The 25,072-nt window shown below is 75.3% G+C and carries 16 protein-coding genes; 9 read left to right on the forward strand and 7 right to left on the reverse strand.

The window, feature by feature from the left end; translation table 11 throughout:
- Positions 1-26 precede the first annotated feature (26 nt).
- The 4 genes from V6U81_RS17350 to abc-f all read right to left on the reverse strand — a co-directional run bounded on the left by V6U81_RS17350 (position 27) and on the right by abc-f (position 4,481).
- On the reverse strand, positions 27-1,046 hold the full coding sequence (locus tag V6U81_RS17350) for an FAD-dependent oxidoreductase (RefSeq protein ID WP_334490624.1): 1,020 nt from the start codon (positions 1,044-1,046) through the stop codon (positions 27-29).
- A gap of 579 nt (positions 1,047-1,625) precedes the next feature.
- The gene (locus V6U81_RS17355; RefSeq protein WP_334490626.1) at positions 1,626-2,129 is read right to left on the reverse strand and encodes an ATP-binding protein; all 504 of its coding nucleotides are present in this window, start codon (positions 2,127-2,129) and stop codon (positions 1,626-1,628) included.
- 139 nt (positions 2,130-2,268) lie between these two features.
- Complete coding sequence (locus tag V6U81_RS17360; RefSeq protein ID WP_334490628.1) at positions 2,269-2,742, reverse strand: MOSC domain-containing protein; 474 nt, start codon at positions 2,740-2,742, stop codon at positions 2,269-2,271.
- Between the two features lie 107 nt (positions 2,743-2,849).
- Positions 2,850-4,481 carry a ribosomal protection-like ABC-F family protein gene (gene abc-f, locus V6U81_RS17365; RefSeq protein WP_334490630.1) on the reverse strand — a complete coding sequence of 544 codons (1,632 nt, stop codon included), beginning with the start codon at positions 4,479-4,481 and terminating at the stop codon, positions 2,850-2,852.
- A 253-nt stretch (positions 4,482-4,734) separates the two neighbouring features.
- Here abc-f and V6U81_RS17370 point away from each other — a divergent pair, with 253 nt between their 5' ends.
- Positions 4,735-7,494, forward strand: a complete 2,760-nt coding sequence (locus V6U81_RS17370) for a CHAT domain-containing protein (RefSeq protein WP_334490632.1) — start codon at positions 4,735-4,737, stop codon at positions 7,492-7,494.
- Between the two features lie 31 nt (positions 7,495-7,525).
- The gene (locus V6U81_RS17375) at positions 7,526-9,607 is read left to right on the forward strand and encodes a hypothetical protein (RefSeq protein WP_334490634.1); all 2,082 of its coding nucleotides are present in this window, start codon (positions 7,526-7,528) and stop codon (positions 9,605-9,607) included.
- A 9-nt stretch (positions 9,608-9,616) separates the two neighbouring features.
- Here V6U81_RS17375 and V6U81_RS17380 read toward each other — a convergent pair whose 3' ends face one another.
- From V6U81_RS17380 to V6U81_RS17390, 3 genes are read right to left on the reverse strand one after another with little or no spacing between them, the layout of a single operon-like run.
- Complete coding sequence (locus V6U81_RS17380; protein WP_334490635.1) at positions 9,617-11,575, reverse strand: caspase family protein; 1,959 nt, start codon at positions 11,573-11,575, stop codon at positions 9,617-9,619.
- Positions 11,572-12,870 (reverse strand): hypothetical protein, encoded by a 1,299-nt coding sequence (locus tag V6U81_RS17385; RefSeq protein WP_334490636.1) that lies wholly within the window; start codon positions 12,868-12,870, stop codon positions 11,572-11,574. Before V6U81_RS17385 ends, V6U81_RS17380 begins: the two co-directional genes overlap by 4 nt.
- Entirely contained in the window at positions 12,867-14,402 is a 1,536-nt protein-coding gene (locus tag V6U81_RS17390) for a VWA domain-containing protein (RefSeq protein ID WP_334490637.1), read from the reverse strand. Before V6U81_RS17390 ends, V6U81_RS17385 begins: the two co-directional genes overlap by 4 nt.
- A gap of 119 nt (positions 14,403-14,521) precedes the next feature.
- Between V6U81_RS17390 and grpE the strand changes: the two genes are divergently transcribed.
- From grpE to V6U81_RS17425, 7 genes are read left to right on the forward strand one after another with little or no spacing between them, the layout of a single operon-like run.
- The gene (gene grpE / locus V6U81_RS17395; RefSeq protein ID WP_334490639.1) at positions 14,522-15,274 is read left to right on the forward strand and encodes a nucleotide exchange factor GrpE; all 753 of its coding nucleotides are present in this window, start codon (positions 14,522-14,524) and stop codon (positions 15,272-15,274) included.
- Positions 15,275-15,303: 29 nt separating this feature from the next.
- Complete coding sequence (locus V6U81_RS17400) at positions 15,304-16,974, forward strand: Hsp70 family protein (RefSeq protein ID WP_334490640.1); 1,671 nt, start codon at positions 15,304-15,306, stop codon at positions 16,972-16,974.
- Between the two features lie 5 nt (positions 16,975-16,979).
- On the forward strand, positions 16,980-19,640 hold the full coding sequence (locus tag V6U81_RS17405) for a SaeA-related protein (RefSeq protein ID WP_334490641.1): 2,661 nt from the start codon (positions 16,980-16,982) through the stop codon (positions 19,638-19,640).
- Between the two features lies 1 nt (position 19,641).
- Entirely contained in the window at positions 19,642-20,835 is a 1,194-nt protein-coding gene (locus V6U81_RS17410) for a hypothetical protein (RefSeq protein ID WP_334490642.1), read from the forward strand.
- Positions 20,832-23,237: a GTPase-associated protein 1-related protein gene (locus V6U81_RS17415; protein WP_334490643.1), complete on the forward strand. Its 2,406-nt coding sequence runs from the start codon at positions 20,832-20,834 to the stop codon at positions 23,235-23,237. The genes V6U81_RS17410 and V6U81_RS17415 overlap by 4 nt, the downstream gene beginning before the upstream one ends.
- A gap of 3 nt (positions 23,238-23,240) precedes the next feature.
- A complete protein-coding gene (locus V6U81_RS17420; protein ID WP_334490644.1) occupies positions 23,241-24,800 on the forward strand; it encodes a TRAFAC clade GTPase domain-containing protein in 1,560 nt (519 codons plus the stop codon).
- Complete coding sequence (locus V6U81_RS17425) at positions 24,793-25,071, forward strand: hypothetical protein (RefSeq protein WP_334490645.1); 279 nt, start codon at positions 24,793-24,795, stop codon at positions 25,069-25,071. Before V6U81_RS17420 ends, V6U81_RS17425 begins: the two co-directional genes overlap by 8 nt.
- Position 25,072: the final 1 nt, after the last annotated feature.

A 25,072-nucleotide genomic window follows, 5' to 3' on the forward strand; every position in this document is an offset into this window, starting at 1 on the left:
GCCGGACCCGCCGCCCGTCGGGGTCACTACGCCCGGGACCGGTTGACCCGCCACGCGCGGAGCAGGGTGCCGGGCCGGGCCAGGGAGTTCGGATGGCTGCGCATCTCCACCACGGCGTCGAAGCGTCGGGCGACGGCCGGGTCGGTCACCGACGCGGCGACGATCTGGTCGCTGACCCACCGGGACACCCGGAAGCCACGCGGGCGGGGGCCGGCCACCGACGGTCGGGCCAGGTCGGCCGAGGTCGACATCCCCCAGGCCGCGTCGACGACGATCCGCTGCCGGGCGAAGAACTCCCGGGCGTGGCGGCGGGGATCGGCGCCGGAGCGGAGGTACTCCGACAGGCAGGAGGCGTGCAACGCGGCCGACGACATGCCCTGACCGTAGATCGGGTTGAACGAGGAGACGGCGTCGCCGACGGCCACCAGGCCCCCCGGCAGCCGCCCGAGGCGGTGGAAGTCCCGCCGTCGGCTGTCGGCCTGGTGGTAGGTCCGGACCGGGCCGAGCAGCTCGTTGTCGACCACCCGGGCGAACTCCGGCGGGAAGTCCTTGCGGCAGCGGCGGATCAGGTCGTCGCCGTCGCGACCGGGCCGGGTGTCGCCGTAGCCGCCGAGCATCACGATCCACCGGCCGTCCTCGACGGCGGAGAACGCCGCGCCGGCCACGTCACCGCCGTTGCCGGGGCTGAAGCCGGCCAGGACGGCGTTGGGCACCGGGTTCTCCTCGGTACGCCGGAACGTCGCGGTCGCGTAGTGCAGGTCGATGGTCAGCCGCCGCTGGGGCGGGCGCTGCCAACCCTCCCGTTCCAGCCAGTCACCGAGCCGACTCGCCCGGCCGGTGGCGTCGACGACGAAGTCGGCGGGGGTGGTGGCGGGGCCGGTGGCGGTCTCGTGGCGTACCCCGGTGACGGCGCCCCCGTCGCAGTCCAGGCCGGTCACCCGGGCGCGGAGCACCGTCACGTTGGGCAGTTCCCGGGTGCGACGCCGCAGGAGCCCCTCCAGGAAGGGACGGCTGGCCGCGATCATGTCGACGTCCGAGCCGGGCACCTTGCGCCGCCCGTCGAGGTAGCTGCGCCGGGTGGCCGCGGAGACCAGCGGCGCCCTCGGCCACGGCCTGCCGGGAGAAGCCGGGGAACCACCGCTCGAGCTGGCCCAGGCCGGCGGGCAGCAGCACGTGCATCTGGGTGCCCTGCGGCACGCCGGCCCGTGCGCCGCCGCCCAGCTCGTCGCGATCCACGACCAGCACGTGTTCCGCGTGGTCGGCGAGCACTCGGGCGGCGAGCAGCCCGGCGACGCTCGCCCCGAGCACGACGGCCCGGCCGAGCACGACCGCCGGCCGGGCCGCCGGCGGCGTCGCGCCGATCCGGGCGAAGGCGCGCGCGGGAGACTGGTACACCACGACCTCCCCTCGTCGACGTGGCGCGACGCCGACGCGTCGGCAACTCAGCGTCGCCACCAGTCAACGGAAAGTCATCGTCGCTGGCCATCCGGCCGACGGCCGACCCGGGTCACCCCTTCGGTGGAACCCGCCCGCGACTTCGGGCCCGGGCCCGACCCGGCGCTCAAGGCAGCCGTTCCGGGCCGGCCACCGGTGGATGACCGGTCACCGCCCCGATGCGGGACCCGTCAGTTCACCGCCGCGGACGTCTGCGGGCCGTCCGGTCGCCCGTTGGACGGCGCGTCGGGGCGACTGGCCGGCGACAGGCAGGCCGTGACCGTGGCGGTGACGCCGTGCGGGCCCTGGGTGAGGATCAGCCCCTCGGTGAGCTGGTGCGCCAACCAGAGTCCGCGTCCGCCGGCGACGTCCACGGCGGCCGGCCGCACGGGCAGCCTGCCCGTCGGGGTGCCGTTGTCACTGATCTCGCAGATCAACACGTCGCCGTCGCACCGGAGATCGAGGCGGCCATGGCCACCGCCGTGGCGTACCGCGTTGGCGACGAGCTCGTGCACGGCGAGCACGAAGTCGTCACCGGTGTCGCCGGTGAGCCCGGCGGCGTTCACCGCGGCGTGCAGCCGGTGGCGCAGGGCGGTGACGCTGGAGGCGGCGAAATCCTGCGACAACAGGACGACGGCGGCACCGGGCACCGGGATCGGATGCCCCGCGTCGGGTGCCGCGGTATCGTCGCTCACGCTCGCAGGCTACACATTGCCGGAAACACCGCGACCGTTGCGAAGGGGCAACCATCCGCAGGTCACCGGAGCGCTCTCACCGATGCGACCCGGTCGCGACCGACCGACGTCGAACCGGGGCCCGCCGAGCCCGGCGTCCCTAGCCGGCGACCGTGACGTCCACCGGGCCGACCCGCAGGACGCCATCGGTCAGCGGCGTGCAGCGGATCCCGCCCCTGCCCCGTAACGCCTTCCACGTGCCGGGGCCGACGGCCACGTCCATCCAGGCGCACGGGCGGGCCGGCTGCTGCACCCGCAGCCTGACCGGCCCGTCCCCCGAGTCCAGCACCAGCACCGACCCGACCAGCTCGTCCACGGCGACGCCGCTGGTCAGGATGTTGCGCCGGACCTGCACCAGGTCGGCCCCGGGTGGCAGCGACTCCGCGGCGATCACCGTCACGCTCGCCTCGCGGTGCGCAGGCCTGCCGAAGTACCGGTCGCCGACGATGCCCAGGCCGGCCCGGATCCGGATCTCCTCGACCAGTTCACCGGGGGCCGCCGGCGCCGGACCGTCGGCGGGGCGGCCGACGTAGCGGTGCACCGGCGAGGCCAGCAGCTGGACGATGCGCGGCATGCCGGTGATCCTACGAGCCGCAGCCCGCGGCGCCGACGACCTTCCTGCCGTCGTCGCCTGCCCCGGGTCGCGGCACGGATCTGGCTGCCGGCTCGGCGACCCCGAGATCACACCGGGGCGCCGACCTCCCCCAGCCGGCCCCCGTCGAGCCGCAACCAGCGCTCCACCCCGATGTCGGCGAGGAACCGCTCGTCGTGGCTGACCACCACGAAGGCCCCCTGGTACGCCTGCAGCGCGCTCTCCAGCTGAGCGACGCTGACCAGGTCCAGGTTGTTGGTCGGCTCGTCCAGCAGCAGCAGCTGGGGGGCCGGCTCGGCGCAGAGCACGCAGGCCAGGGTGGCGCGCAACGGCTCCCCGCCGGAGAGCACCCCGACCGGGAGGTGCGCCCGGGCGCCACGGAACAGGAACCGGGCGAGCAGGTTCATCCGCTCCGCATCCGGCACGCCGGGCGCGAAGGCGGCCAGGTTTTCCGCCACCGTACGGTCGACGTCCAGCAGGTCCAGCCGCTGCGACAGGTAGGCGACCCGGCCGTCGGCCCGTCGGGTCGCGCCGCCCTCCGGCGACAGCTCGCCGGTGACCAACCGCAGCAGGGTCGACTTGCCGGCGCCGTTCGGCCCGGTCAACGCGATCCGCTCCGGTCCCCGGATGGTCAGCTCGATCCCGTCCCCGGCGAAGAGGGCCCGGCCGCCGTGCCGGACCTGCATCCGTTCCCCGGTGAAGACGGTACGACCGGCCGGGACGTTCGTCCCGGGCAGCTCCCCGGTGATCCGCTGGTCGTCGCGCAGGGCGCGTTCGGCCTCGTCGAGCCGGGCCCGGGCGTCGCCGACCCGCGCGGCGTGCATCCCGCTGGCCCTCCCCGCCGACTCCTGCGCGCTGCGCTTCAGACCGCCGGCGACGATCCGGGCCAGGCCGGCGCTGCCGAGGTTCCGGGCGGCGTTGCCCTGTCGGCGCTCGGCCCGCTCCCGGGCCTGTTGCATCTCCCGCTTCTCCCGCCTGACCTCCTGCTCGGCGTTGCGGACGTTCTTCTCGGCCACCTCCCGCGCGGCGCTGACCGCCTCGGCGTACGCGGTGAAGTTGCCGCCGTATGCGCGGACCCCGCCCCGGTCCAGTTCGAGGATCCGGTCCATCCGGTCGAGCAGCGCCCGGTCGTGGCTGACCAGCAGCAGGCAGCCGCCCCAGTTCTCCAGCACGCCGTAGAGCTTGTGGCGGGCCTCGATGTCGAGGTTGTTGGTGGGCTCGTCGAGGAGCAGGACGTCGGGCCGCTTGAGCAGCTGAGCCGCCAGGCCGAGGGAGACGACCTGGCCGCCGCTGAGGGTGTGCAGGCGCCGGGTGAGCGCGACGTCGGTCAGGCCCAGCCGGTCCAGCTCGACCCGGCTGCGCTCCTCCACGTCCCAGTCGTTGCCGACGGTGGTGAAGTGTTCCTCGGCGGTGTCCCCGGACTCGATCGCGTTCAGGGCGTGCAGCACCGGGGCGATCCCGAGAACCTCGGCGACGGTCAGCTCGCCGGCCAGGGAGAGGGTCTGCGGGAGGTAGCCGACCACCCCGTCGACCGTCACGGTGCCGCCGGTCGGCCGCAGTTCACCGGCGATCAACCGGAGCAGGGTGCTCTTGCCGGCGCCGTTGGACGCGACCAGGCCGGTGCGGCCGGCGCCCACGGTGAAGGAGAGATCGTCCAGCACCGGGGTGTCGTCCGGCCAGGAGAAGGAGAGGTGCGAGCAGACGATGAACGCGTCGGACATGCGAGGAACCTCATGGGTGACGTGGGCGCGCCGGGGCCGCCCAGCGGGAGACGGGTCGGTGGAACGACGACATGGCCACGGCGGCTGCGCTCTCGCGCGCCGGCCCGGTGGCCGCACACTCCGGTCTCACCCGGAGATGTCGTCGTCACCTGCCACGTCTGGTCTCCCTCATCCGGTCGTTCGGTTCCGACCCTAACACCGCCCCCCGCTGCCCGGTCCACCCTCGCGGTCCGTCAGGTGAGGTAGTCGGAAGGTGGCACGCGGGAGGGGGGCGCGGGTGGACGGGGCGGCCGACATCGCCGGGCGGTGCGTGGTGATCAGCCGGGCGGCCTTCGGCCGGGGTGACCTGGAGGCGGCGATCGAGGACCTGCACCGGCTCCCGGCCGACCTGCCGGTCCGGGGCGTTCTGGCGGCCGACCTGCTGGGGGCCCTGGTGCGCGGGAGTCCGTCGACGGATCCCCGCCGGCTACGGCAGCTCGACCGCCTCCTGGAGATCGCCGGGGGGGGCCCACCCGACACCCCGGAGTGGCCGCAGGTGCGCGCGGCGGCCCGAACGATGGCGGTACTGCGCGCCGGGGTGGAGGGAGAGGTGTCGGACCCGCGGGTCGCGCTCGCCGAGATGGAGGCCTTCCTCGCCCTGACGACGACCGAGGGCGACGACGCGACGGTGGCGCCGCTGCGGGACGGGATGAGGACGATGATCGGCGCCCTGCGGGCGATGGACGACGGTGACGAGGCCACGTTGGAGCGGCTGCCCGGCGAGGCCCGTCGGCTCCGCGACGCGTTCGCCGGCAACCCGGCGCTGGCGACGCTCGGCGACGCCTTCGCCAGCCTGACCGACATGATGGCGGCGAACCACCGGGGTGACGACCCCCGACCGGCCTTCGACCTGCTCCGCGAGACGGTGGAGCGGCTACCGGCCGACGATCCGCTCCGGGCCTCCGTGGTATCCCTCGAGACGATGGTGCCGCTGCTGGCGGCGATGCATGGCGAGGGTCCGGACGGGACGGTCCCCACCGCCACGGCCGAACAGCTCGCCGCCATGACGACCCTGGCGCAACGGCCCGACCTCTCCCCCAGCGACCGCGCGATGTACCACGCCGGGATCGGCGGCACGATGCTCGGTGCCGGCGAGGAGACCGACCCGGCCCGTATCGAAGACGCCGTCGCGCACCTACGGACGTCGGTGGACATCGCCCCACCCGACGACCCCCGTCTCGCCTCGCACCTGTTCGGCCTGGCCCTCGGGCTGGTCCGCCGCAGCGAGGTGACCGGCTCGTTGTCGGACGCGGTCGAGGCCGACGAGGTGCTGGGGCGGGCGAAGCGGCTGGCCGGTGGGCCGGCCCACCCCCTGTGGTCGGCGATCAACGAGCTGCTGTCGCAGGTACGGCGGCGGCACGCCGGCGCGGCCGACCCGCACACCGTCGCCCTGGAGGGCCTGCGCGAACACGCCTGGCGGGTGCTGCTGCAGACCGACCTGAGGGCGGCCAACGCCGCGGCGCGCCGGGCCGCCCAGGACGCCGTCGACGTCGCGCGGCAGTGCCTGGTGTTCCACGATCCGGCCAGCGCGATCCGCGCGCTCGACGCGGGTCGGGGACTGGCCCTCTACGCGGCGACCGAGAACCGGCAGATCCCCGGTCGCCTCGAGGGCGCGGGCCGACCCGACCTCGCGTCGCGCTGGCGGACGACCACCGCGTCCGGCGCGGCGGAGGAGGTCCCGATCGACCTGCGTCGCGAGGTGCTCACCGTGCTCACCGAGCGGAGCAGCGCGGGGGCCCTGCTCGACGCGCCGACGCTCGGCGAGATCCGCGCCGCGCTGCACACCCTCGACGCGGACGCGCTCGTCTACCTGATGCCGGGCGCGGCACCGGTGCCCGGCTACGCGGTCATCGCGCCGGCGCAGGGCCCGCCCGCCTACATGGCCCTGCCCAACCTGCACCTCTTCGACGACCTGGACGTGGAGCGCTACCTCAGGGCCCTGGTCCGACGCGACGCGGTCATCGCGGACCCGGAGCGGGACCTGACCGCGCTCGACGACCCCGCCGACTTCGCCGGCAGCCTCGACGCCATGTGCGACTGGGCGTGGCGGGCGGCGATCGGCCCGCTGGTGCAGCGGTACCTGCCCGCCCTTCCCGGCCCGGCCACCGGGCGACCGCCCCGGATGGTGCTGGTGCCGATGGGGGAGCTCGCCCGGATCCCGTGGCAGGCGGCCCGCCGGCCGGACGGCACGTACGCGGTGCGGCTGGTCGCCATCTCGCAGGCCGCCTCGGCCCGGATGCTCTGCCACTCGGCGGCCCTTCCTCCGGTCGCGCCGACCCCGGTGGGCCTGGTGGTCGGGGATCCGGACCCGGGCGGTGCGGCGCCGGACCTGGCCGCGGCCCGGGTCGAGGCGTACGCCATCCACCGGTCGTTCTATCCCGGCGGCCGGTACGTGGGCCGGCGGGTCGACGGGTCGCCGAGCCGGTCCGGTCCCGGCAGCGTCGACGAGGTGCGGGCCTGGCTCACCGGCGACAACCCCGGTGCCGGTGCGATGCTGCACCTCGCCTGTCACGGCGTCATCAACACCGACCCGGCGGCGGCCACCTCCTACCTCCTGCTGGCCGGCGGTGGACGGCTGACCGCGGAGGAGCTGGTCGAGCTGACGGCGCGCTCCCCGGATCGGGCCATCGGGCTGATCGTGCTCGCCGCCTGCCGGACCGGGCTTGCGATCAGCGGCTACGACGAGGCGTACAGCCTGGGCACGGCCTTCCTCGCCGGCGGCGTCCGGTCGGTGCTGTCGACCCAGTGGGCCATCCCCGACCGGGCCACCTCGGTGCTGATGTACATGTTCCACCACCACCTGATCGCGGAGGGACTGCCGGCGTGGGAGGCGCTGCGGCGGGCGCAGGGCTGGATGCTCGACCCGGACCGGTCCATTCCGGAGGGGATGCCGGCGCCGCTGCACCGACACCTGGCCCACGACGAGCTCTCCCACGTCACGGCCTGGGCCGGATTCGTCCACTGGGGACAGTGATGCGACCGCACGGAGACGAGAGGGGCCGATCGTGAACGAGGACAAGGAGACGCGGCTGCGGGCTCAGCTGGCCCGGCTGACCGGCCCCGCCCGCGTCCGACCCCTGATGGAACTCTCCCAGATCCTGGTCGACCGCTACTGGCGGATCGGCCCCGGGCAGGCGACCGGGCAGCCGATGCTCGACGACGCGATCGACTGCCTGGCGGAGGCGTACGACATGTTCGGCCCCGGCGACCCCCTACGCGCGCAGATCGCCGCCCAGCTGGGCTGGCTGCTGAGCGCCCGGCACGTCGCGCACGGCGGCCCGCACGAGGACCGGGAGAAGGCGATCGGGCTGCTGGAGGAGGCCGTCGCGGCGGTGGGACTGCCACCGGTCTTCCCCCTCATCGCCCGCTTCGCCCTCGGTCAGCTCTACGTGACCGGGCTGGTACGCGGCCTCGGCTCCAACGGGGTCACGGGGCTGCTGAGCGGCACCCCGGCGGACCCCGCCACGCTGGCCGAGGCCGAGCGGGCGGTGGAGTGTTTCCGCCAGGTGGTCGCCGCCGACCAGTTGGGCGCCGAGATGGCCGAGGCCACGAAGGTCATGCTGGAGATGGCCGAGGCGGTGCGGGACTTCTTCCGTACGCCGCGGGGCGGCGCCGTCCCGTTCGACCTCGGACCCATGATGCGGCTGATGGCCACCCTCCAGGAGATGCAGCAGCGGATGAGCAGCGGCGCCGTGGCCGGACTCTCGATGCCCTCCCTGTTCGACCTGTCCGCCACGGCCACCGTCGACCCGCTGGACCGTCCCGTCACCGTCGTGACCGTGCCGGACCGGGCGGAGGCATCCGTACCCACACCACGGCCGGCGCCGGCACCGCCCGACCCGGCGGCGCTGCGCCACGCCGTCAGGGAACGGCTCGGCGGCGGCGAACCGTCCGCCGCCCTCGCCGCGCTGCTGCGCCCCGGCGCCCCGGCCCCGCAGGTCGGGCTGGTGGACGACCTGGTGGGGCTGGCCAGCTCGGTCGCCCACGCGGCGGGAGTCGCGGCCACCGCCGCGGACCGGGTCACCCTGGCGGTGGCGGTGTACCTGCGCGGCAGGGACGACGCCGACGACGGCTGGGGCGACACCGACGACGACGCCCGCTCGGCCGCCGGGCACCTGCTGGCCGCCGCGGACGCCCTGCCCGCCGAGCCGTCCGGCGTCGTCCCGCTCGCCGTGGACCTGGCCCGGCTGCTCGACGAGCGCCACCCCGCCGGACGGCTGGGCGAGACCCTGCACGCCGGCTTCGCCCCGGTGGCGGCGGCGCTGCGCGGCGTACGGGTCGCGGCACTGGCCTGGCCCCGGGCGGACGGCACACTGCTGCTGCGCGCGGAGACCGGCCGGTTCGACCACGTCCCGCCCGGTCGGGCCCTGCCGGACCGGGTCGTGGTCGTGGGCGCCGGCCCGTTGCCGGACGACGACCCGGCAGTGGTCTCCCACGTCACCTCGGCCCGGCAGGCGGCCGAGCTGGCCGCCCGGGTGCCGATGCGGGTCACCGAGGCGCCGGTGCTCGTCGCCGATCCCCGGGGCGACCGCGGCCCGGCCGAGGTGGAGCGGCTCCGACGCCTCTACCCACGGTCGGTCGTGCTCGGCCGGGTCGGGTCGGGCGCCGACGGCGCCGGCACCCCGGACGAGGTCCTCGCCCACCTCGACGCGTCGATGCTGCACCTGGACTGCGGCGTCGACGCCGACGGTGCGCTGGCCCTCGCCGGGCCGGCCGCGCTGACCCCCGCCGCGATCGCCGGGCGGGCGGGCCGCGCCGGGGCGGAGGGTGGGCTGGCCGTGCTGCCACCCGTCGGCGCGGGATCCGGGCCGCTCGCCGACGCGCTGCTCACCGCCGGCTTCACCGCCGTGGTCGACTGGGTCCGGCCGGTACCCCGCCCGGTCGCCACGCTGATGCTCACCATCCTGCACACCGAACTGGTCCGCGGTGGGCTGCGCCCGGCCGCCGCCGTCCGGGCGGTCGGCCGACGGCTCCGCGACTCCGGGAGGATCGCCCCCGCCCAGCTGCCGGCGACCCTCGCCGGGCGCACCGACCTGGACCTCACCGACCCCGCGTACCGGACCGCGATGGTGCTGCGGGGGCTCTGAGCCGACCGCTTACTCCCGGGGCACCGCCACCTCCAGGGGGACGGTCACCGTCGTCCAGTCGTACGCGCCGTCCTCGGCGGACGCCGCCAGGTCGCGGTGCTGGACGGCGCGACCGACCCGGTCGAGGAACCCCCGGACGGCCAGCGGCCCGCGGTCCACCCCGCGCGGCGCGCCGAGCGCCGGCATCTCGAACGGTTCCGGACTGAACTGCTCCTCGGCCACCACCAGCTTGAGCCAGTCCCGCACCCGGGCACCGGGCTCGGGTACCGAACCGGGCGTCGCCACGACCCGGCGTCCCCGCAGGGCCGCCGCCCGCCCGCCCGGCGCGACGAAGTCCCCCGGGAAGAGCTCGGCGTGCACCCGGAACCGCTCGGTCAGGTCCAACAGGACGCAGAACAGCTTCCGGTCACCGCGGTTGTGCAGGCGGATGAAGAAGGTCGGCGGCGTCCAGCCGCCCGGCCCCCGCCCGTAGCGGAGCCGCACCACCCCGTCGGCGTCGGCGGCGACGGGCGGCCGGTCGAACGGCGCGAGGCGTTCCCCCGGTCGTGCCGCGACCACCTCCACCGTCACCGCGCCGGCCAGGCCGGTCACCGGGTTGTTCAGCTCCCGGAGCTGCCGCCACCGGGCGATGTGCTCCAGGACGTGGACGGTCTGCCGCGCCCCGTCCCGGTCGACGTCGGTCAGCTCCCCGGCGAGCCGGACACCGCGCCGGTCCAGCACGGTGACCACCCCGCGCCGCGGCACGTGCACCCGCAGCTCCGGCGCAAAGTCGACGTGCGACGGGTCGACCGGGCGCAGGTGCGGCGACGGCCCGCCCCCGGGACCGGCGGAGCGCAGCGCGGCGAGCACCGTCGCGGCGGTGGCCCGGTCCTGGCCCGGCCCACCCACCGCCACGGTGGTGGCGGGCAGCGGCACCCGGCTGAGCGCCATCCGGTACTGCCGGTCCCGCTCGGGCTGCCAGCCGACCGGCTCGACCAGGCTCCGTTCCGGGAGCACCTGGACCACCCGGACCTCCCGCACCGGGAACTCGCCCACCACGGCCAGCCGGATCTCGTCCGTCGCGGCGTCACCGACCAGGCCGTGACAACTGCCGGCGCCGACCTCCCACCCCTGGCGGGCGTACCGCAGCAGCAGGCCGGAGGCGGGTGGGGCCAGCCGGCTGCCGAGGAAGGGCCGGTCGGCCATCCCCCGGGCGGCCGGCGTCAGCTGCGGCACCTGCCGGTACGCGTTCTGCTCCACCTCCGTCTGCGCCGCGACCAGCAGGTCCCGGTACGTCGCCGCCGGGCCGAGCCGGCCGAGGGCGTTCAGCAGAGCCCAGCTGAACAGGCCCCGCCGCCGGCCGCCCAGCTCCATCTCCTGGGCCAGTTCGTGGGACCGGCAGGCGGCCAGCGCGACGTGCTCCGGGGCGGGCGTCCCTTCGGGCGCCGCGTGCACCAGCTCCGGCAGGAGCAGCTCCCGGACCGGCGCGGCGGCCATCGGCGCCACCATCCGGGCGCGGGTGCCCGGCAGTTCCCGGGTGCCGCCCGCCGAGTGGCAGCAGTCGAGGACCACCGCCACGTGCCCGGCCCGCCGGGCGACCTCGTCGAGCAGGATCGACAGCTCCTTGTCCAGCAGGTCGGGCACCCCGCCGTCCCTGCTGTCCGCGCAGACCAGGGTCTGCAACATGCCCGTCGGCTCCACGAACCACCACGTCGGGGCGGGCGCCTCGGATCCGTGTCCGCTGAACCAGAACAGCGCGGAGTCCGCCGGGCCGGCCTGACCCAGGTGGGACCGGAACGCCTCGATCACCGCCGCCCGGGTCGCCTGGCCGTCGTGCAGCGACAGGGCGTCGAGGGCGACGCCGGGCGCCAGCCGGGTCGCCAGGAAGGCCCGCGCCTCCGCCACGTCGGTACGACACCCGCGCAGGTCGGGCACCGCCGGCGCCCGGTACGCGTTGATGCCGACCAGCAGGGCGTACAGGGTGCTCATGCCGTCTCCTCCGGTCCGATGTGCAGCCAGCCGTGCTCGACGAACCCCTTCGCGGGCAGCTCCACGGTGACCGGGGCGAAGTCCACCGGCAGCGGCGGCTCGGTGGCGTGCCGGATGACGTCCTGGAACAGCACGTCGGGCAGGCCCAGGACGAAGTCGACGGCCGGACGGGCGGTCAACGCGTCCCGCAGCGGCGGGCTGTCGAGGATCCGATGCACGGCGATCGCCGACGCACCCACCCACCCGTTCGGCGCGGGCTTGACCAGGCCCCGGTGCAGCGCCACCCGCATCCGCAGCCGGTCCGCCGTCGGCCGGCCGGCGTTGAGCGCGCGCAACTGCCGGCCAAGGCCAGCGACCAGGCGGGAGATCACCACCGACTCGTCGATCCCGGCCGGCAGTACGGTGAACTGGCCGTCGCCCTGCGGCTGGGGCCGGACGGCGGAGTCCGGCACGCCGGCTCCCCGCCGGACCCGGGACAGCAGCTCGACCAGGTCGCGCTGGACCTGCTCGGTGCCGGCGGTGCTGCGCCGGCTGTAGCCGGTGACGTCGACGGCCATGCAGAGCCGGACCGCCGCGCCCTCGACCGTCCCGCCGGCCTCGAGCGCCTCGTCGAACGTGACCGACTCGCGCAACCCCGCGCTGTACGGGTCGCGTCCGGCCGTCACCCGTACCCGCACGTCGAGCGTCCCGGCGACCCGGGTCGCGCCGGCCGGCAGCTCCAGCAGGGCGTGCATGCCGTGCACGCGGGGCACCAGCAGGTCCCCTCGCGGGTCCTCGTACACCCAGCCGAACTGGTGGCGGTGGATGCCGAAGACGTGGGCGCGGGGCGTTCCCGCCCGGCTCGCCAGCCGGGCCAGCCAGCCCGGTCGGGCCCGGGCCGCGGCCACGGTGTGCACCGCCGTCGCCGAGGCCGGCTCGGCGAGCGCCGCCGGCCAGCTCAGGCCGAGCGTGCCGCCGTCGCCGTCGAGCCGCGCCGCGAGGGCCGCCGGGTCGGCGAGCGTCACCTCGAACCGGGCGGCCGTGTACCGCTGCCGCCGCGGCAGGGTGTCGAGATCGAAGGCGAACAGGGCGCCCACGTACCGCCCGCCGGTGGCCTCGGCACGGCGGCGCAGGTGCACCGGCAGGTCCTCGCCGGGCACGGGATACAGCAGCGGTCGCCCGCACCGTACGCCGATCGGCTCGGTCGGCCCGTCCGCTCCTGGGCCTCGGCCACCGGCGGGTACCAGCTCGCCGAGGGCGAGGAGGTCGGCGTCGCCCAGCAGGCCGGTTGCCTCCTCGACCGGGCCGCCGGTCACCGCGACGGCCCGGTGAGGCCGCCCACCAGGCCGGACCTCGCCGGCGTCGCGGTACGCCAGGTGAAGTCGACGCCGCCCAGTGCGACGGTCTCCCCCGGGCCGCAGGTGCCGACCTCCCGGGCGGCCACCGAGCCGTCCCGGGAGTAGCCGATCACCAACCGGACCTCGGACGCGCCGACGGAGGAGCGGCGGGCGGTCACCTCGCCGTACCCGGGCAGCCCGGTCGAGTCCGCGGTGATCGCGGTCCGGCGGCCGGTGAGCACCAGGTCGCGTTCGCCGCCCGAGTCGTCGCGGAGACGCAACGTGCCGGCGAGGGCCGGGTGCAGCCGCCGCGCGCGGCCCCACCAGCCGGCGGCTGCCATTGCCACCAGCAGCGCGGCGCCCAGCGCCCACCACCCGATGCTGCCGCGCTGGGCGGAGAGGGTGCCCCGGGTCGGGCCGCCGTCCAGCCGGGGGGCGAAGTCCGCGCCCAGCTCACCGGTGAGCACCGCCGCCCACGGGGAGTCGACCTCGCCGTCGAGGGTGAACGCCGCATCCCCGGTGACCCGGGCCAGCGGCGCGACCCGGCGGGGGCCGGCGTCCCAGTCGACCGTCACCGGGACGGTCGCGGTGCCTCCGGCGGGCAGCTCCACCGGCCCGCCGGGCACGGACACCCGCACGTCCGACCGGTCGCTGCGCACCACGAGATGGTCGACGACCAGCGGGATCCTCGTGGTGGTCGACCGGAGCCGGACCTCCAGCCGGGTCCGGCCGGCCCCGATCCGTCCCGCGCCGGCCGGCCAGCTCACCCGGACCCCGTGGGACACGTCCTCGCCGAGGAGGCTGCGCGCCTTCGCCGCGCGGGCCGCCGCCTTCGGCTGTTCCAGTTGGGCGCCCAGCCGGTCGATCGACGTGGGCGCGAGCACCCTGGCGCCGGGGTAGACCCGGGCGAGCAGCGGCGCGCCCGTCGACCCGGTCAGCGGCACGGCATACGCGTTCAGGGACGTCTTCCTCAGCGACCGGGCGGAACGGACGAGCTGGTTCCAGGCGTAGCCCTGCTCGAACGGGTACGCGCTGCCGGCGGGTGGGTCGTGCCGCCCATCGGTGAGCAGGACGACGGTGGCGATCGGCGGCGTCCCCCTGCGTCCCAGCAGCCGGAGACTCGTCTCGACGGCCGCGCCGATGTCGGTGTGCCGCCCGTCCGCGCTCCTGGGCAGCTTCGCCACCAGCTGGTCGGGGGCGCGGCCGGCTGGGCCGTCGTGGACCACCCGCGCCGAATCGGCGAAGGTGACCAGGGCGACCCGGTCGTCCGGGGCGAGGGCGGCCAGGAACGTCCGCAGCGCCCGCTTCACCTGCTCGTACCGGCCGCCGTCGCGCATCGACCGGGACACGTCGACCAGCACCACGTAGTCGGCCGCCACCCGGTTGACGCCGAGCGCCGCGTACACCTCGTCGCTGTCCCCCGGGGCGCCCGCCGCCGGCGCGACGGGCAGGCAGGCCACCGCCACCGCCGTGAGCGCCGCCGCGACGGCCGCCACCGTACGCCGAACCATGCTGATCGTCCTCCGCCCCTGCCGTCCGTCGTCTGTCCCTGACGGACGGCGGAGCTGTCCGTCAGAGAAGACCGAGACGCCCACCGCGACTGCCGGATGGATCAGGGGAGGGAGCGCCGGTGCACGAGGAAGCGCACGGTCCCGAGGAGGAAGCCGTCGTCGTCGACCCGGATCCGCCGGCACCGGCGGTCGAGGTCCCCGCGCAGCCTGCGGGGGAGATCCCGCCGGAGCCGGTGGTCGGGTCCGCGCCCGCACCGGCCACCGAGCCGGACCGGCTGGACGAGCTGACGCAGCGGCTGGGCGGCGAGCTGACCGGGCTGGCGGAACGGCTCGGCGGCGAGCTGGCCGGGCTGCGGGCCGAGATCGCCCGCACGCACGACCGGGCCGCGGCCCGCGAGCAGGTCATCGACCGGCTGCACGAGGAGAACCAGCGGCTGCGGGCCGGTGAGCGGCTGCTGCTGCTCCGCCCGCTCCTGACCGACCTGCAACGGCTGCGCCACGACCTGCTGCGCACCGCCGCCGGGCTACCCCCGGCGTTCGACGCGGCGGCCGCCGCGGACATGCTGCGCAGCTACGCCGCCAACCTCGAACTGACGCTGGAACGGGGCGGCATCACCGTGGTGGCCCCCGCGGTCGGCGCCGCCTTCGAACCGTCGACCCACCGGGCCACCGCGACGGTGCCGGCGAGCGACCCCGGCCAGGACGGCACGGTCGCCGCCGTGGTCCTCGACGGCTACCACGACGTCGAGGCCGGGCGCACCGTCGTGCCCGCCGCGGTCCGGGTGCACCGCTGGGTCCCCGACCCGGAACCCACCACGGTCGAGCCCCATCCGGAGCCGGAGAGCGGCAAGCAGCCCACGCCCACCCCGTGACAGCCGATCGATCGGCGGACAGGAGCAGGATGTCGGACGAGAACCTCACCTTCTACGGCATCGACCTGGGTACCACGTACTCGGTCGTGTCGTACGTCGACGAGACCGGACGGCCGGCCGTCGTCCGCAACGTCATCACCAACAACGAGACCACCCCCTCGGTCGTCTACTTCGAGCAGGACACCGGTGAGGTGGTGGTCGGCGAGGCCGCCAAGAACGTGTCCCGGCTCTACCCGTCCCGGGTGGTGGAGCGGGTCAAGCGGAGCATGGGCAAGGAGGCGCAGTGGGAGTTCGATGGGACCACGTACACCCCTGAGTCGATCTCCGCGCTGATCCTCAAGCAGCTGGCGCAGGACGCCGAGTACTACACGAATCGTCCGGTCCGCAAGGTCGTGATCACGGTCCCCGCGTACTTCGGCCTGCTGGAGCGGGACGCCACCCGCAACGCCGGCCGGATCGCCGGCCTGGACGTCGTCGAGGTGGTGCCGGAGCCGGTCGCCGCCGCCCTCCAGTACGACCTCGACGGCGCCACCACCCGGACGGTGCTCGTCTACGACCTCGGCGGCGGCACCTTCGACACCACGATCATCCGGATCGGCGCGGACGCCGTCGAGGTGCTCTGCACCGACGGCGACCAGCAGCTCGGCGGCACCGACTGGGACGCCCGCCTGGTCCAGTACCTGGTGGACGAGTTCGTCGCCCGCGCCCAGCCGGCCGAGGACCCGACCCTGGACGAGGAGTTCATGCAGGACCTCGCGCTGACCGCCGAGGAGGTCAAGCGGCAGTTGTCGACCGTGACGTCGCGCAAGGTGCCGATGCGCTACGCGGGCGCGTCCGCCTCGGTGGAGGTCAGCCGGGAGACGTTCGAGGAGATCACCGGCGACCTGCTCGACCGGACGGTGGTGTACACCGAACGCACGCTGCGCACGCTCGGCGAGAAGCTCGGGGTCGACGACCCGGCCGCCGCCGTCGACGAGGTGCTGCTGGTGGGGGGTTCCAGCAAGATGCCCGCCGTGGCGAGGAGGCTGACCGAGAAGTGGGGCTGGGCGCCGCGTCTGCACGACCCCGACCTGGCGGTGGCCAAGGGCGCGGCCCGCTACGCGCTCAGCCGGGCGCTGTGGGCGTGGGACGGCGAGGGCTCGGCGCCCACCGTCGAGGAGCAGCGTGAGCGGGTCCAGGCGCTGGCGCTGGCGACCGGGATGGACGAGGAGGCGCTGACCGCCAGCGCCAACAAGCGGATCGTCACCGTGCTGCCGAAGTCGTTCGGGGTCAAGCTCCAGGACACCTCGGCGGCCGACTGGCGGTCCCAGCCGGAGAAGCTCTACGTCGAGCATCTGGTGCACGCGAACGAGTCGTTGCCCATCAGGCAGCGCGAGCTGAGCGCCCGCACGGTGGCGGAGGGGCAGACCGCGATCGAGATCGAGCTCTACGAGCAGGCCGGGGCAGCGGAGAGCCCGGAGCTGTCGGCGAACAAGCCGGTGGACAGGGGCAAGGGTCAGATCAGCCAGCTACCCCCGCTGCCCCGGCACTCGCCGATCAGCATCACGATGGACGTCAGCGACGGCGGTCAGCTGAAGCTGCACGCGGTCGAGCCGAGCAGCGGCAAGGAACTCCTCATCGAGGTGCAGGTCAGCGTGCTCAGCGAGGAGGAAGTGCAGGAGGCCCGGGAGGTCGTCGCGGGGCTCACGGTCCGGGGCTGACCACGATGGCGTTCGACCAGCGCGGATACCTGCGCGACGTGATCGGTCCGCTGCGGGACCGGCCGGGCGGCCTGTCGCCCACCGATCTCGCCCGGCACTACGCGGTCACCCCGGACATGTCCGCGGCCGAGCTGCGGGAGCACCTGACGGCGGTCCGGCGACTGTGGAACCAGCGCTCGGGCGGCGTCGACACCGCCGCCCGGGTCTGCGCGCAGCTGTTCAGCCGGGACGAGCAGCTGCGCGCCGAGCACGGCGTGGCCATGTTCGAGCCGTCGTGGTGGCGGGAGCGGATCGAGGAACACGGTCGCGGGGCGCGGGCGGAGTCCGAGCGGTTCGCCCGGGACCTGGCCCAGGCGTACGGCGCCCTAGGCCGGATCACCCGGGGTCAGCTCAAGGAGATCGCCGGGCACTGGCCGGGCCTGGACGCCGGCCAGATCGACGAGGCGGTCCGCCGCGCCGGCCTGGCCGTGGTCGACCCGGTGGAGCTGCCGACCGAGCCGGGCATGGAGCGCACCGGCTACCGTTCGCTGCTCCGGCTCCAGGACCTGCTCGGCGCGGCCACCGTCGTCCAGGTGGTGCATCCCGACGACACTCCGTTCCGGCTGCTCGGGGCGGAGGCGGTGCCGCTCGACGCGGCCACCGTGCGAGCCCGGACGGAGGAGGCGAACCGGCTCGCCGACGCCGCCGCGGTGCGACACCGCAAGGAGGCCCTCGGCCTGCTGGAGCGGGCCGCCACCGACGGCGTGGACCTCCGCCTGCTGGCGCTGTTCCAGGTGGTCGACCGGCTCCGGTCGGGGCGGGCCAGGGGGCTCGCGGACGGGATGCTGGTGCGGATCGCCACCGACACCGGGCTGGAGCACTCCGACGCCCGGTCGGTGGTGGCCAACCTGCCGCTCGACGCCGACCAGGAGGCCGGTCCGGCCGGGCGGATCCGCGACCTGGTCGCCGACGGGCAGCTGCTCGCGGCCCGGCAGGCCCTCGCGGTGCTGCCCGCGGACGACCCGCACCGCGACGAGCTGCGCGGCCAGGTCGACACCCTGCTGGGCGAGGTCGAGTCGCTGCGACGGGCCGCCGACGAGGCCGCCCGGTCGGAGCGCGAGGACGAGGCGGCCCGGCTGTTCCGGTCGGCGCTGCGGATCGCCGCGGACGACGACGACCTCGCCGACCGGCTGGCCGCGCTCGCGCCGCCGCCCCCACGTGACCTGGCGGCGCGGGCGATCGACACCGGCGTCCGGCTGACCTGGACGGCACCGCCCGCCCAGACGGCCCAGGTGCGCTACCGGGTGGTCCGCTCCGACCGGCCGCCCCGCTCCGCCGGCGACGGCGAGGTGGTCGTCGAGGGCTCCCTGACGGAGGCGACGGACGCGGCCGCACCACCCGCCCGGCCCCTGCTCTACGGCGTCTTCGCCAGCGTCGGCGGGGACTGGTCGCGCCCCGCCACCGTGGCGACGCGCATCGTCCCGCCGGTCACGGCCGTGCAGGTGTCGGTCCGCCCCGACGAGGTGTCCTGCTCCTGGCGGGCGCATCCGGCCGCGGAGAGTGTCCGGGTGCGTCGCACCCTCGGCCGGCCGCCGGCCTCCGCCGAGGACGGGGAGCCGGTGACCGCGAGCCGCGCCGGGCTCTCCGACGACATCGGGGACGGGAGCACCGACCGTTACTACGGCGTCGTCGCGGTCTACCGGGACGAGCACGGCGCCGAGGTCGAGGGGCCGTTGGTGGTGGCTCGCGCCGTCCTGCGGGACGCGGCGCCGCTGCACGTGGAGCGGCTGCGCGCGCACGTCACCGCGCTCGACGCGCGGACGGCCACCGCGCACTTCGCCTGGCTCACTCCGACCGGCGGGACAGTGTCCATCCGCCGGTCGGAGCTGCGCCCGACGTGGGCGGCGGGCACCCGGATCCGCCGCGACGAGATGGAGGGGTACGGCGAGGCGCTGGTCAGCGACCGGATCGTGCAGGAGGCGGAGACCCTGCTCGAGGTGACCGTGCCCAGCGGCCGGTTCGTGTACGTCCCGTTCACCGTGGACCGGGCGACGGACACCGCCGTGGTGGGCGAGCCCCTCGCGCTCGGGGTGACCGAGCCGGTCCGGCAGCTCGTCGCCCGCCGCACGGGTGACGAGGTCAACGTGGCGTGGGTGTGGCCACCATCGGTGAACCTGGCCGAGGTCACGTTCACCCCGCCGCAGGGCGCGCCGACGGTGCGGCGACTGACCCGGGGGCAGTTCACCGAGTCGGGCTGCCGCCTGCGGGTGGGTCCCGCCGGTGGTCGGGTCGCGGTCCGGACGGTGGAGCGCGGTGCCGGCGGCGAGACGTACTCCGCCGCGGAGTCGGTGCCGGTGGACGGGGTGCCCGTCGCGTTCGGCTACCGCATCCGGCGCGACGGTGGCCTGTTCAGCCGCAAGCGGCTGCTGAGCGTCGAGGTCGACCAGCCGTGCGAGGGGGTGGAGCTGGTCCTGGTGGCCGCCTCCGGGGTCGCGATGCCGGCTCGAGCCGAGCGCGGCCGCGTGGTGAGCCGGGTGACCGGGCTCTCGCTGCACCCGGACGCGCCGTGGCAGCTGCCGTTCATCCTGCCCGCCGGGCTGGCCAAGCCGTACTGGCTGCGCTGTTTCGTGGTCCAGCCGCCGGGGGCGCGGGTCACCGATCCGATCGACGAGATGAAGGTGTCCTGACATGACGACCCTCTCCTGCCCGTACTGCTACGGGAAGATCGACCCCCGCGGGCCGTGGTTCCGGTGCACCGGGCGGCGGTCGCCGGGGAAGGAGCCCTGCAAGCCGCAGTGGGACGAGGCGCGGGAGCGGGAACTCGGCATCAAGGAGCTGGTGCTGCCGTCGTTCGCCGGGCCCCGACGCGCCCTGCGCCCGGTGACCGCCGCGCCCTGCCCGCACTGCGGGACCGAGTCCGCGGTCAAGGTATGCCCGAACTGCCACAGCCGGCTGCCCGCGGCGTTCGGCGAGGGGCGCAGCCCGCTGATCGCCATGGCCGGCGCCCGGCACACCGGCAAGAGCGTGTACCTCAAGGTGCTGTCGCACCAGCTCCGCCGGGGCATGGGGCAACGGTTCGGGGCCGACGTGCGGCTTGCCGGCGACGGCCAGTTCCGGCCCGAGACCGGGGGCGGCATCGACTTCCTCGACCCGGCCGGCGAGCTGTTCCCGGACGGGATGCTTCTGCAACGTACCAACCAGGCGGCGCGCGGCCGACGTGAGCCGATCGTGTTCGCCTGGCGGCAGAACCGCCGGATCACCGGCTACGACACGACCTTCCTGTCCTTCTTCGACACCGCCGGCGAGGACCTGCTCGACCAGGAGACGGTCGACAACCTCGGCTACCTCGGCGCGGCCGACGCGCTCATCCTGCTGCTCGACCCGTTCATGATCCCGCAGGCGCGGGACCGGATCCGGCTGCCGGCCTCCGCCGTCGACACCCACGCGAGCACCATCGACGTGGTCAACCGGGTGACCGAGAACCTGCGGATCAGCCATCGCCTCGGTGGTCGCCGCAACATCCCCATTCCCGTGGCGGTCGCCTTTGCCAAGATCGACGCGTTCTTCGACGTGCTCGGCGCCGACCATCCCCTGGTACGCCGTCCGGAGCCCGGCCCCTACTACGACGAGCAGGCCGGACGGGAGACCCACGAACACGTCCGCGCGCTGCTGCACGACTGGGGCGCCGACGACATCGACACCCACCTGACCCTCAACTACCGGAACTTCCGCTACTTCACGGTCTCCGCGCTCGGCTCGGAGCCGGACTACGACGCCAACAGGGTCGACGTGCGCGGGGTCCAACCGTTCCGGGTGGACGAGCCGCTGCTCTGGCTGCTCAGCGAGTTCAACGTGGTGCCGCGCCGCCAGGCGGCCCGATGAGCGGTCACTTCGAGACGCTGATCTACACCGACTGCCGGCCGGGGCAGGGGTTGAACGGCAGCGCGGGCCTGCAGTTCCAGGCCCGGTCGGCGGACTCCGCCGCGGCGGCGGAGACCCTGGTCAGGGACCACCTGCTCTACGAACCGCCGTCGCGGTGGATGGCCGACCGGCGGCCCGTCGAGCAGTACCCGCCCTCGTTCGCGCACATCAGCTCCGGTGGCGTCCTGGCCACGGCGGCCGGGCTCTACCTCGGCCGGGAGGCGAACGGCACCCGGGAGGGCAACCAGCTCACCCACGCCATCGTCACCACCGACCCGGCCAGCTACGCCGACCTGCGGCCGGCCCAGTTGTTCCAGGCCGGGTTCTGGTCGACCGCGCCGGCACCGACCACCCGCTCGGATCCGGTGCTGCTCGGCGACGCAGTGGCGGGCAGCCACTCTCCGACGCACGCGCAGGCCTTCGTCCTCGACCAGCCGCACGGCCGGGAGACGTTGCTGGCGCTGGTCTGCGCGCTCGCCGACGCCGGGCGGCCCGGGCGGCCGCGGGTGCTCTTCGTGGGCGACGACATCGCCTCGATCGTGGGCTGGCTCGTCGCCGGCACCCTCCTGCTGCCCCGCGAGCGGGCGCTGGAGCTGGGCTTCAAGATCTTCTCGGCCGATCCGGCGCGCTCGGCGTTGCCGGTCGTCGCGGTCCTGCCGGAGTTCGCGGGCCCGGCCGGCCGGATCGACAACGCGCTCGGCTACGCCGTGTTCGACCTGCACCGGCACCGGCACACGCCGATGGAACCGACCGCGTCCGCCCGCCGGTGGGTCGACCTCTTCCTGACCGAGGACCCGCGGGACGTGGTGGACGCCCTGGGTGTCGCGACGGCGTCCGGGCTGGCCGGCGACGGCGGCGCGGCGGAGGAGGAGGCCGCCGCCGCGCTCGGGCTGGCCGCCATCCTGCACCGCCTTCCCGAGCCCCGGCACGCCGAGGCCATCGTGGGGTGGTTGCGTACCGGACCGGAGGGGATGCGCCGGGCGTACGGCGCCGACGTGGCGGACCTCTTCGCCGAGACGCCCGAGCGCTGGCCGCAGCGGGTGCTGGTGCTGCTCGACGAGGTCGGTTGTGACGGCCTGCTGCCCGGCAAGGCGGCCGACGTCCGGCTCGCCCTCATCATCGGCGAGTTGGAGGACGCCCGCGTCCGGGGCGCGGTGACCGACCGCCGGCTGCCTCCGCTGCCAGCCGGCGAGTGGCACCCCGACCACGACGACCAGGCCCGGCAACTCCTCACCGAGGCGCTCACCTCCGGCGTGGCGCCGCAGCGGTTCGAGGCGCTGCTGCGGGTGGCGACCCGGTTCGACGTGGACGTGCAGTGGTCCGACATCGCCGGAGCCGCCGAGGATTTCGTCGGGTACTGGGCGGACCACCCGCGGGATGTCCGCCCCGCCGGCCTCGCGTGCGGCGACGAGCTGGACGAGCGGCTCCTGGCGGTGCTGGCGGATCGCGCCCGGCTCGGCGCGACGAAAAGGGCCGAGGTCGGCGACGGCTGGTGGCGGTCACTGCTGCGCCGGGTCGAGACGCTGGCGTCCCCGCTGGCGGAGGCGGTGCTCGGCGCGGCGGTGCGGCACCGCGACGAGCGGAACGCGGTGATCGGGCGGTTCCTGACCGCCAACGAGGATCCCGACCGCTTCTCCTGGTTGGCGGGGGCGCTGTGGAGCCAGTCCGCGCCGACGACGGCGGAGCTGGAACTGGTGCTCGCCCTCGCCCCGGCCGGCGCGCGCCTGCCCGGCCAGGTCTTCCGCAAGGTCGCCGACGAGGTCACCGGCGGCGCGGCGCCGGACCCGCGCGTCTTCGACCTCTGTCACCGGCTGGTCGCCCGCGGCCTGATGACACCCACCGCCCGGATCGCCGCCGAACTGGCCGAGGACGAGAAGCTGACCGACGCCGTCGCCGCACTGCGCCGCAACCCCGACGAACGTGGCAAGGCGGTCCTGCTCAAGCGGCTGCGCGACTGCCCCGCACGACTGGTCGAGATGCGGCAGGCCGAGGTGGTCGTGGCGCTGAGCGGGGTGGTGGCCTTCCTCAACCTCGACGGGGTCCTCGACCGGCATCCGTCCCTGATGCCCCCCTTCGTCGACCGGCTCGTCGACGCGTTGACGACCGAGGACGGCGAGGCGCCCGCGGTGCTCGCCTACTACCTGGTCTCCGGCTCGGGCCCGCCCGCCGCGCAGCAGGTCAAACGCCTCGAACAGGCGCTCGGGCAGTGGTTGACCCGGTCCCCGGACGGTCAGCTCGAACGGGCCGACCAGCACTTCGCCCGGCTCGACAGGGCCTGGCGCAAGGGCTGGCAGCGGTACGCCGACAACTACAGCGGCCGGCGCCGCAGGTACCGCCTCGCCCACCCGTTCCGGGATCGGTGAGCCGTGCGGTTCATCGGGCGCGTCCTGCACTTCGCCGTCAGCCTCGGTCTGCTGTTCTCCGTCGCCCTGCCGCTGGCCAACCTCACGGCGATCGCCGGCCTGGCCGCGGGGGTCGCCGTGGTGCTCGGGGTCGCCGCTGTCGTCCTGCTCGGTCGCGCCTCCTGGGTGCGGGTACGCACTCCCGACGACGTGCACGGCGGCGCGCTCGCGGGTCGGGTGGCGCCGGCATTCGTCCGGCGTGACCGGGCCTGGCCGCAGTACTTCGCCGCCCAGGTGCTGCTCGACGCCCGGGCGCTGGTGGAACGCGTACGGCTGATCACGCGTGCGGTCTGGGTCCGGCCCCGCCGGTGGGCCCGGGCCCACCGGGTGTGGCTCTGGTGGCCGTTCTACGTGCCGGTCCTCGCCGTGCAGGCCGGGGTGACGCTGGGCGTGGTGGCCGGGGTGCTGGGCGCCGGGCTGGTAACCGCCGGGGTCTCGGCGGTCGCCTGGCTGGTCGGGGTGCCGGTGGTCCTGCTGCTGCGCGGGGTGGACCGGGGCTGGCAGGCGGCGTTGGGCGCGCGGGCGAGCTGCCGGCACTGCCACCAACTCGCGGCGGTTCCGGCGTACCGCTGCCGTGGAGCGCACCCGCCCGGCCACCGGCTGACCGGCGCGGACCTGCACCGGGATCTGCGCCCCGGGCGGCTCGGCGTGCTGTGGCGGCGCTGCGGCTGCGGCGCGCTGCTGCCCACCACCGTTCTGCGCGCCGCGTTCAGCCGCCGGCTGGAGGCCTGCTGCCCGAGCTGCGGGGAACCGCTGCTGCCGGGCGCCGGGGTGGTCACCGACGTACGGATGCCGGTGTTCGGCGCCGCGTCGGCCGGCAAGACGCAATTGATCATGTCGGCGCTGGCCGGCCTGGAACGGGGCGGGAAGCAGGCCGGCGTAGAGGTGTCCCTGCCGGACGAGCACAGCCGGCAGCGGCACGAGGTGTACGCGCGGCTGATGCGCGAGGGGGCGTCGCCGGCCAAGACCGAGGCGTCCGGCCCGCCGGTGGCGATCACCCTCCGGCTGGCCCGGGGGCGGCGGGTGGCGCTGGTGCACCTCTTCGACGCGGCCGGCGAGAACCTGGTCGACCGGGAGCAGAACGCCCGGCTCGCCTACCTCGACCACGCGCGTTCCCTGATCTACGTCCTCGACCCGTTCTCGGTCCGCCGGGTACGCGACGAGTTCGCCGGCGGGGCGCCGGAGGTCTTCGCCGCGGCCAACCCGGCGACCTACGACCCGGAGGACGCCTACAACGCGACCGTGCAGCGGTTGCAGGAGTACGGCGTCCCCACCGACCGTCGGCGGCTCGCCTTCGTGGTGTCCAAGGCGGACCTGCTCGAGAAGATGTCCGCCGGCCCCGGGGGTTCCGCCGGGGTGCGGGCGTGGTTGCGGGAGAACGGGCTGGGCAACCTCGTGCTGTCCGCCGAACGCGACTTCCGGGAGGTGCGCTTCTTCCTGGTCTCCGGGCGGGATGCCGGCCCGGACGGCGGGTTCGGGCCGGCGAACTGGATCCTCACCAGGGAGTGGAGCGGTCTTGGCTGAGCAGGGGCAGGGACGGGTACCACCCGGTCACCGGGCGGCACGGCTGGTGATCCTCGGCGCGCTGCTGGCCGCGTTCGCCCTACCCGGCGCGGGCGGGTTCACCCGGGGCGCCTGGGACCAGGCCGGGCAGGTCGTCGCGTACTTCCTGGGGCCGTTGCGGGGCAAAGCCGAACCGGTGCCCTCGCCCACGCCGTCGGCCACTCCGGCCAGGCCGAAACCCAAGCCGAAGCCGAAGCCGAAGCCGACGCCGACCAGGAGCCGGGCCCGCTGAG

The organism is Micromonospora lacuserhaii, from assembly GCF_036902735.1.
Lineage (GTDB): Bacteria > Actinomycetota > Actinomycetes > Mycobacteriales > Micromonosporaceae > Micromonospora.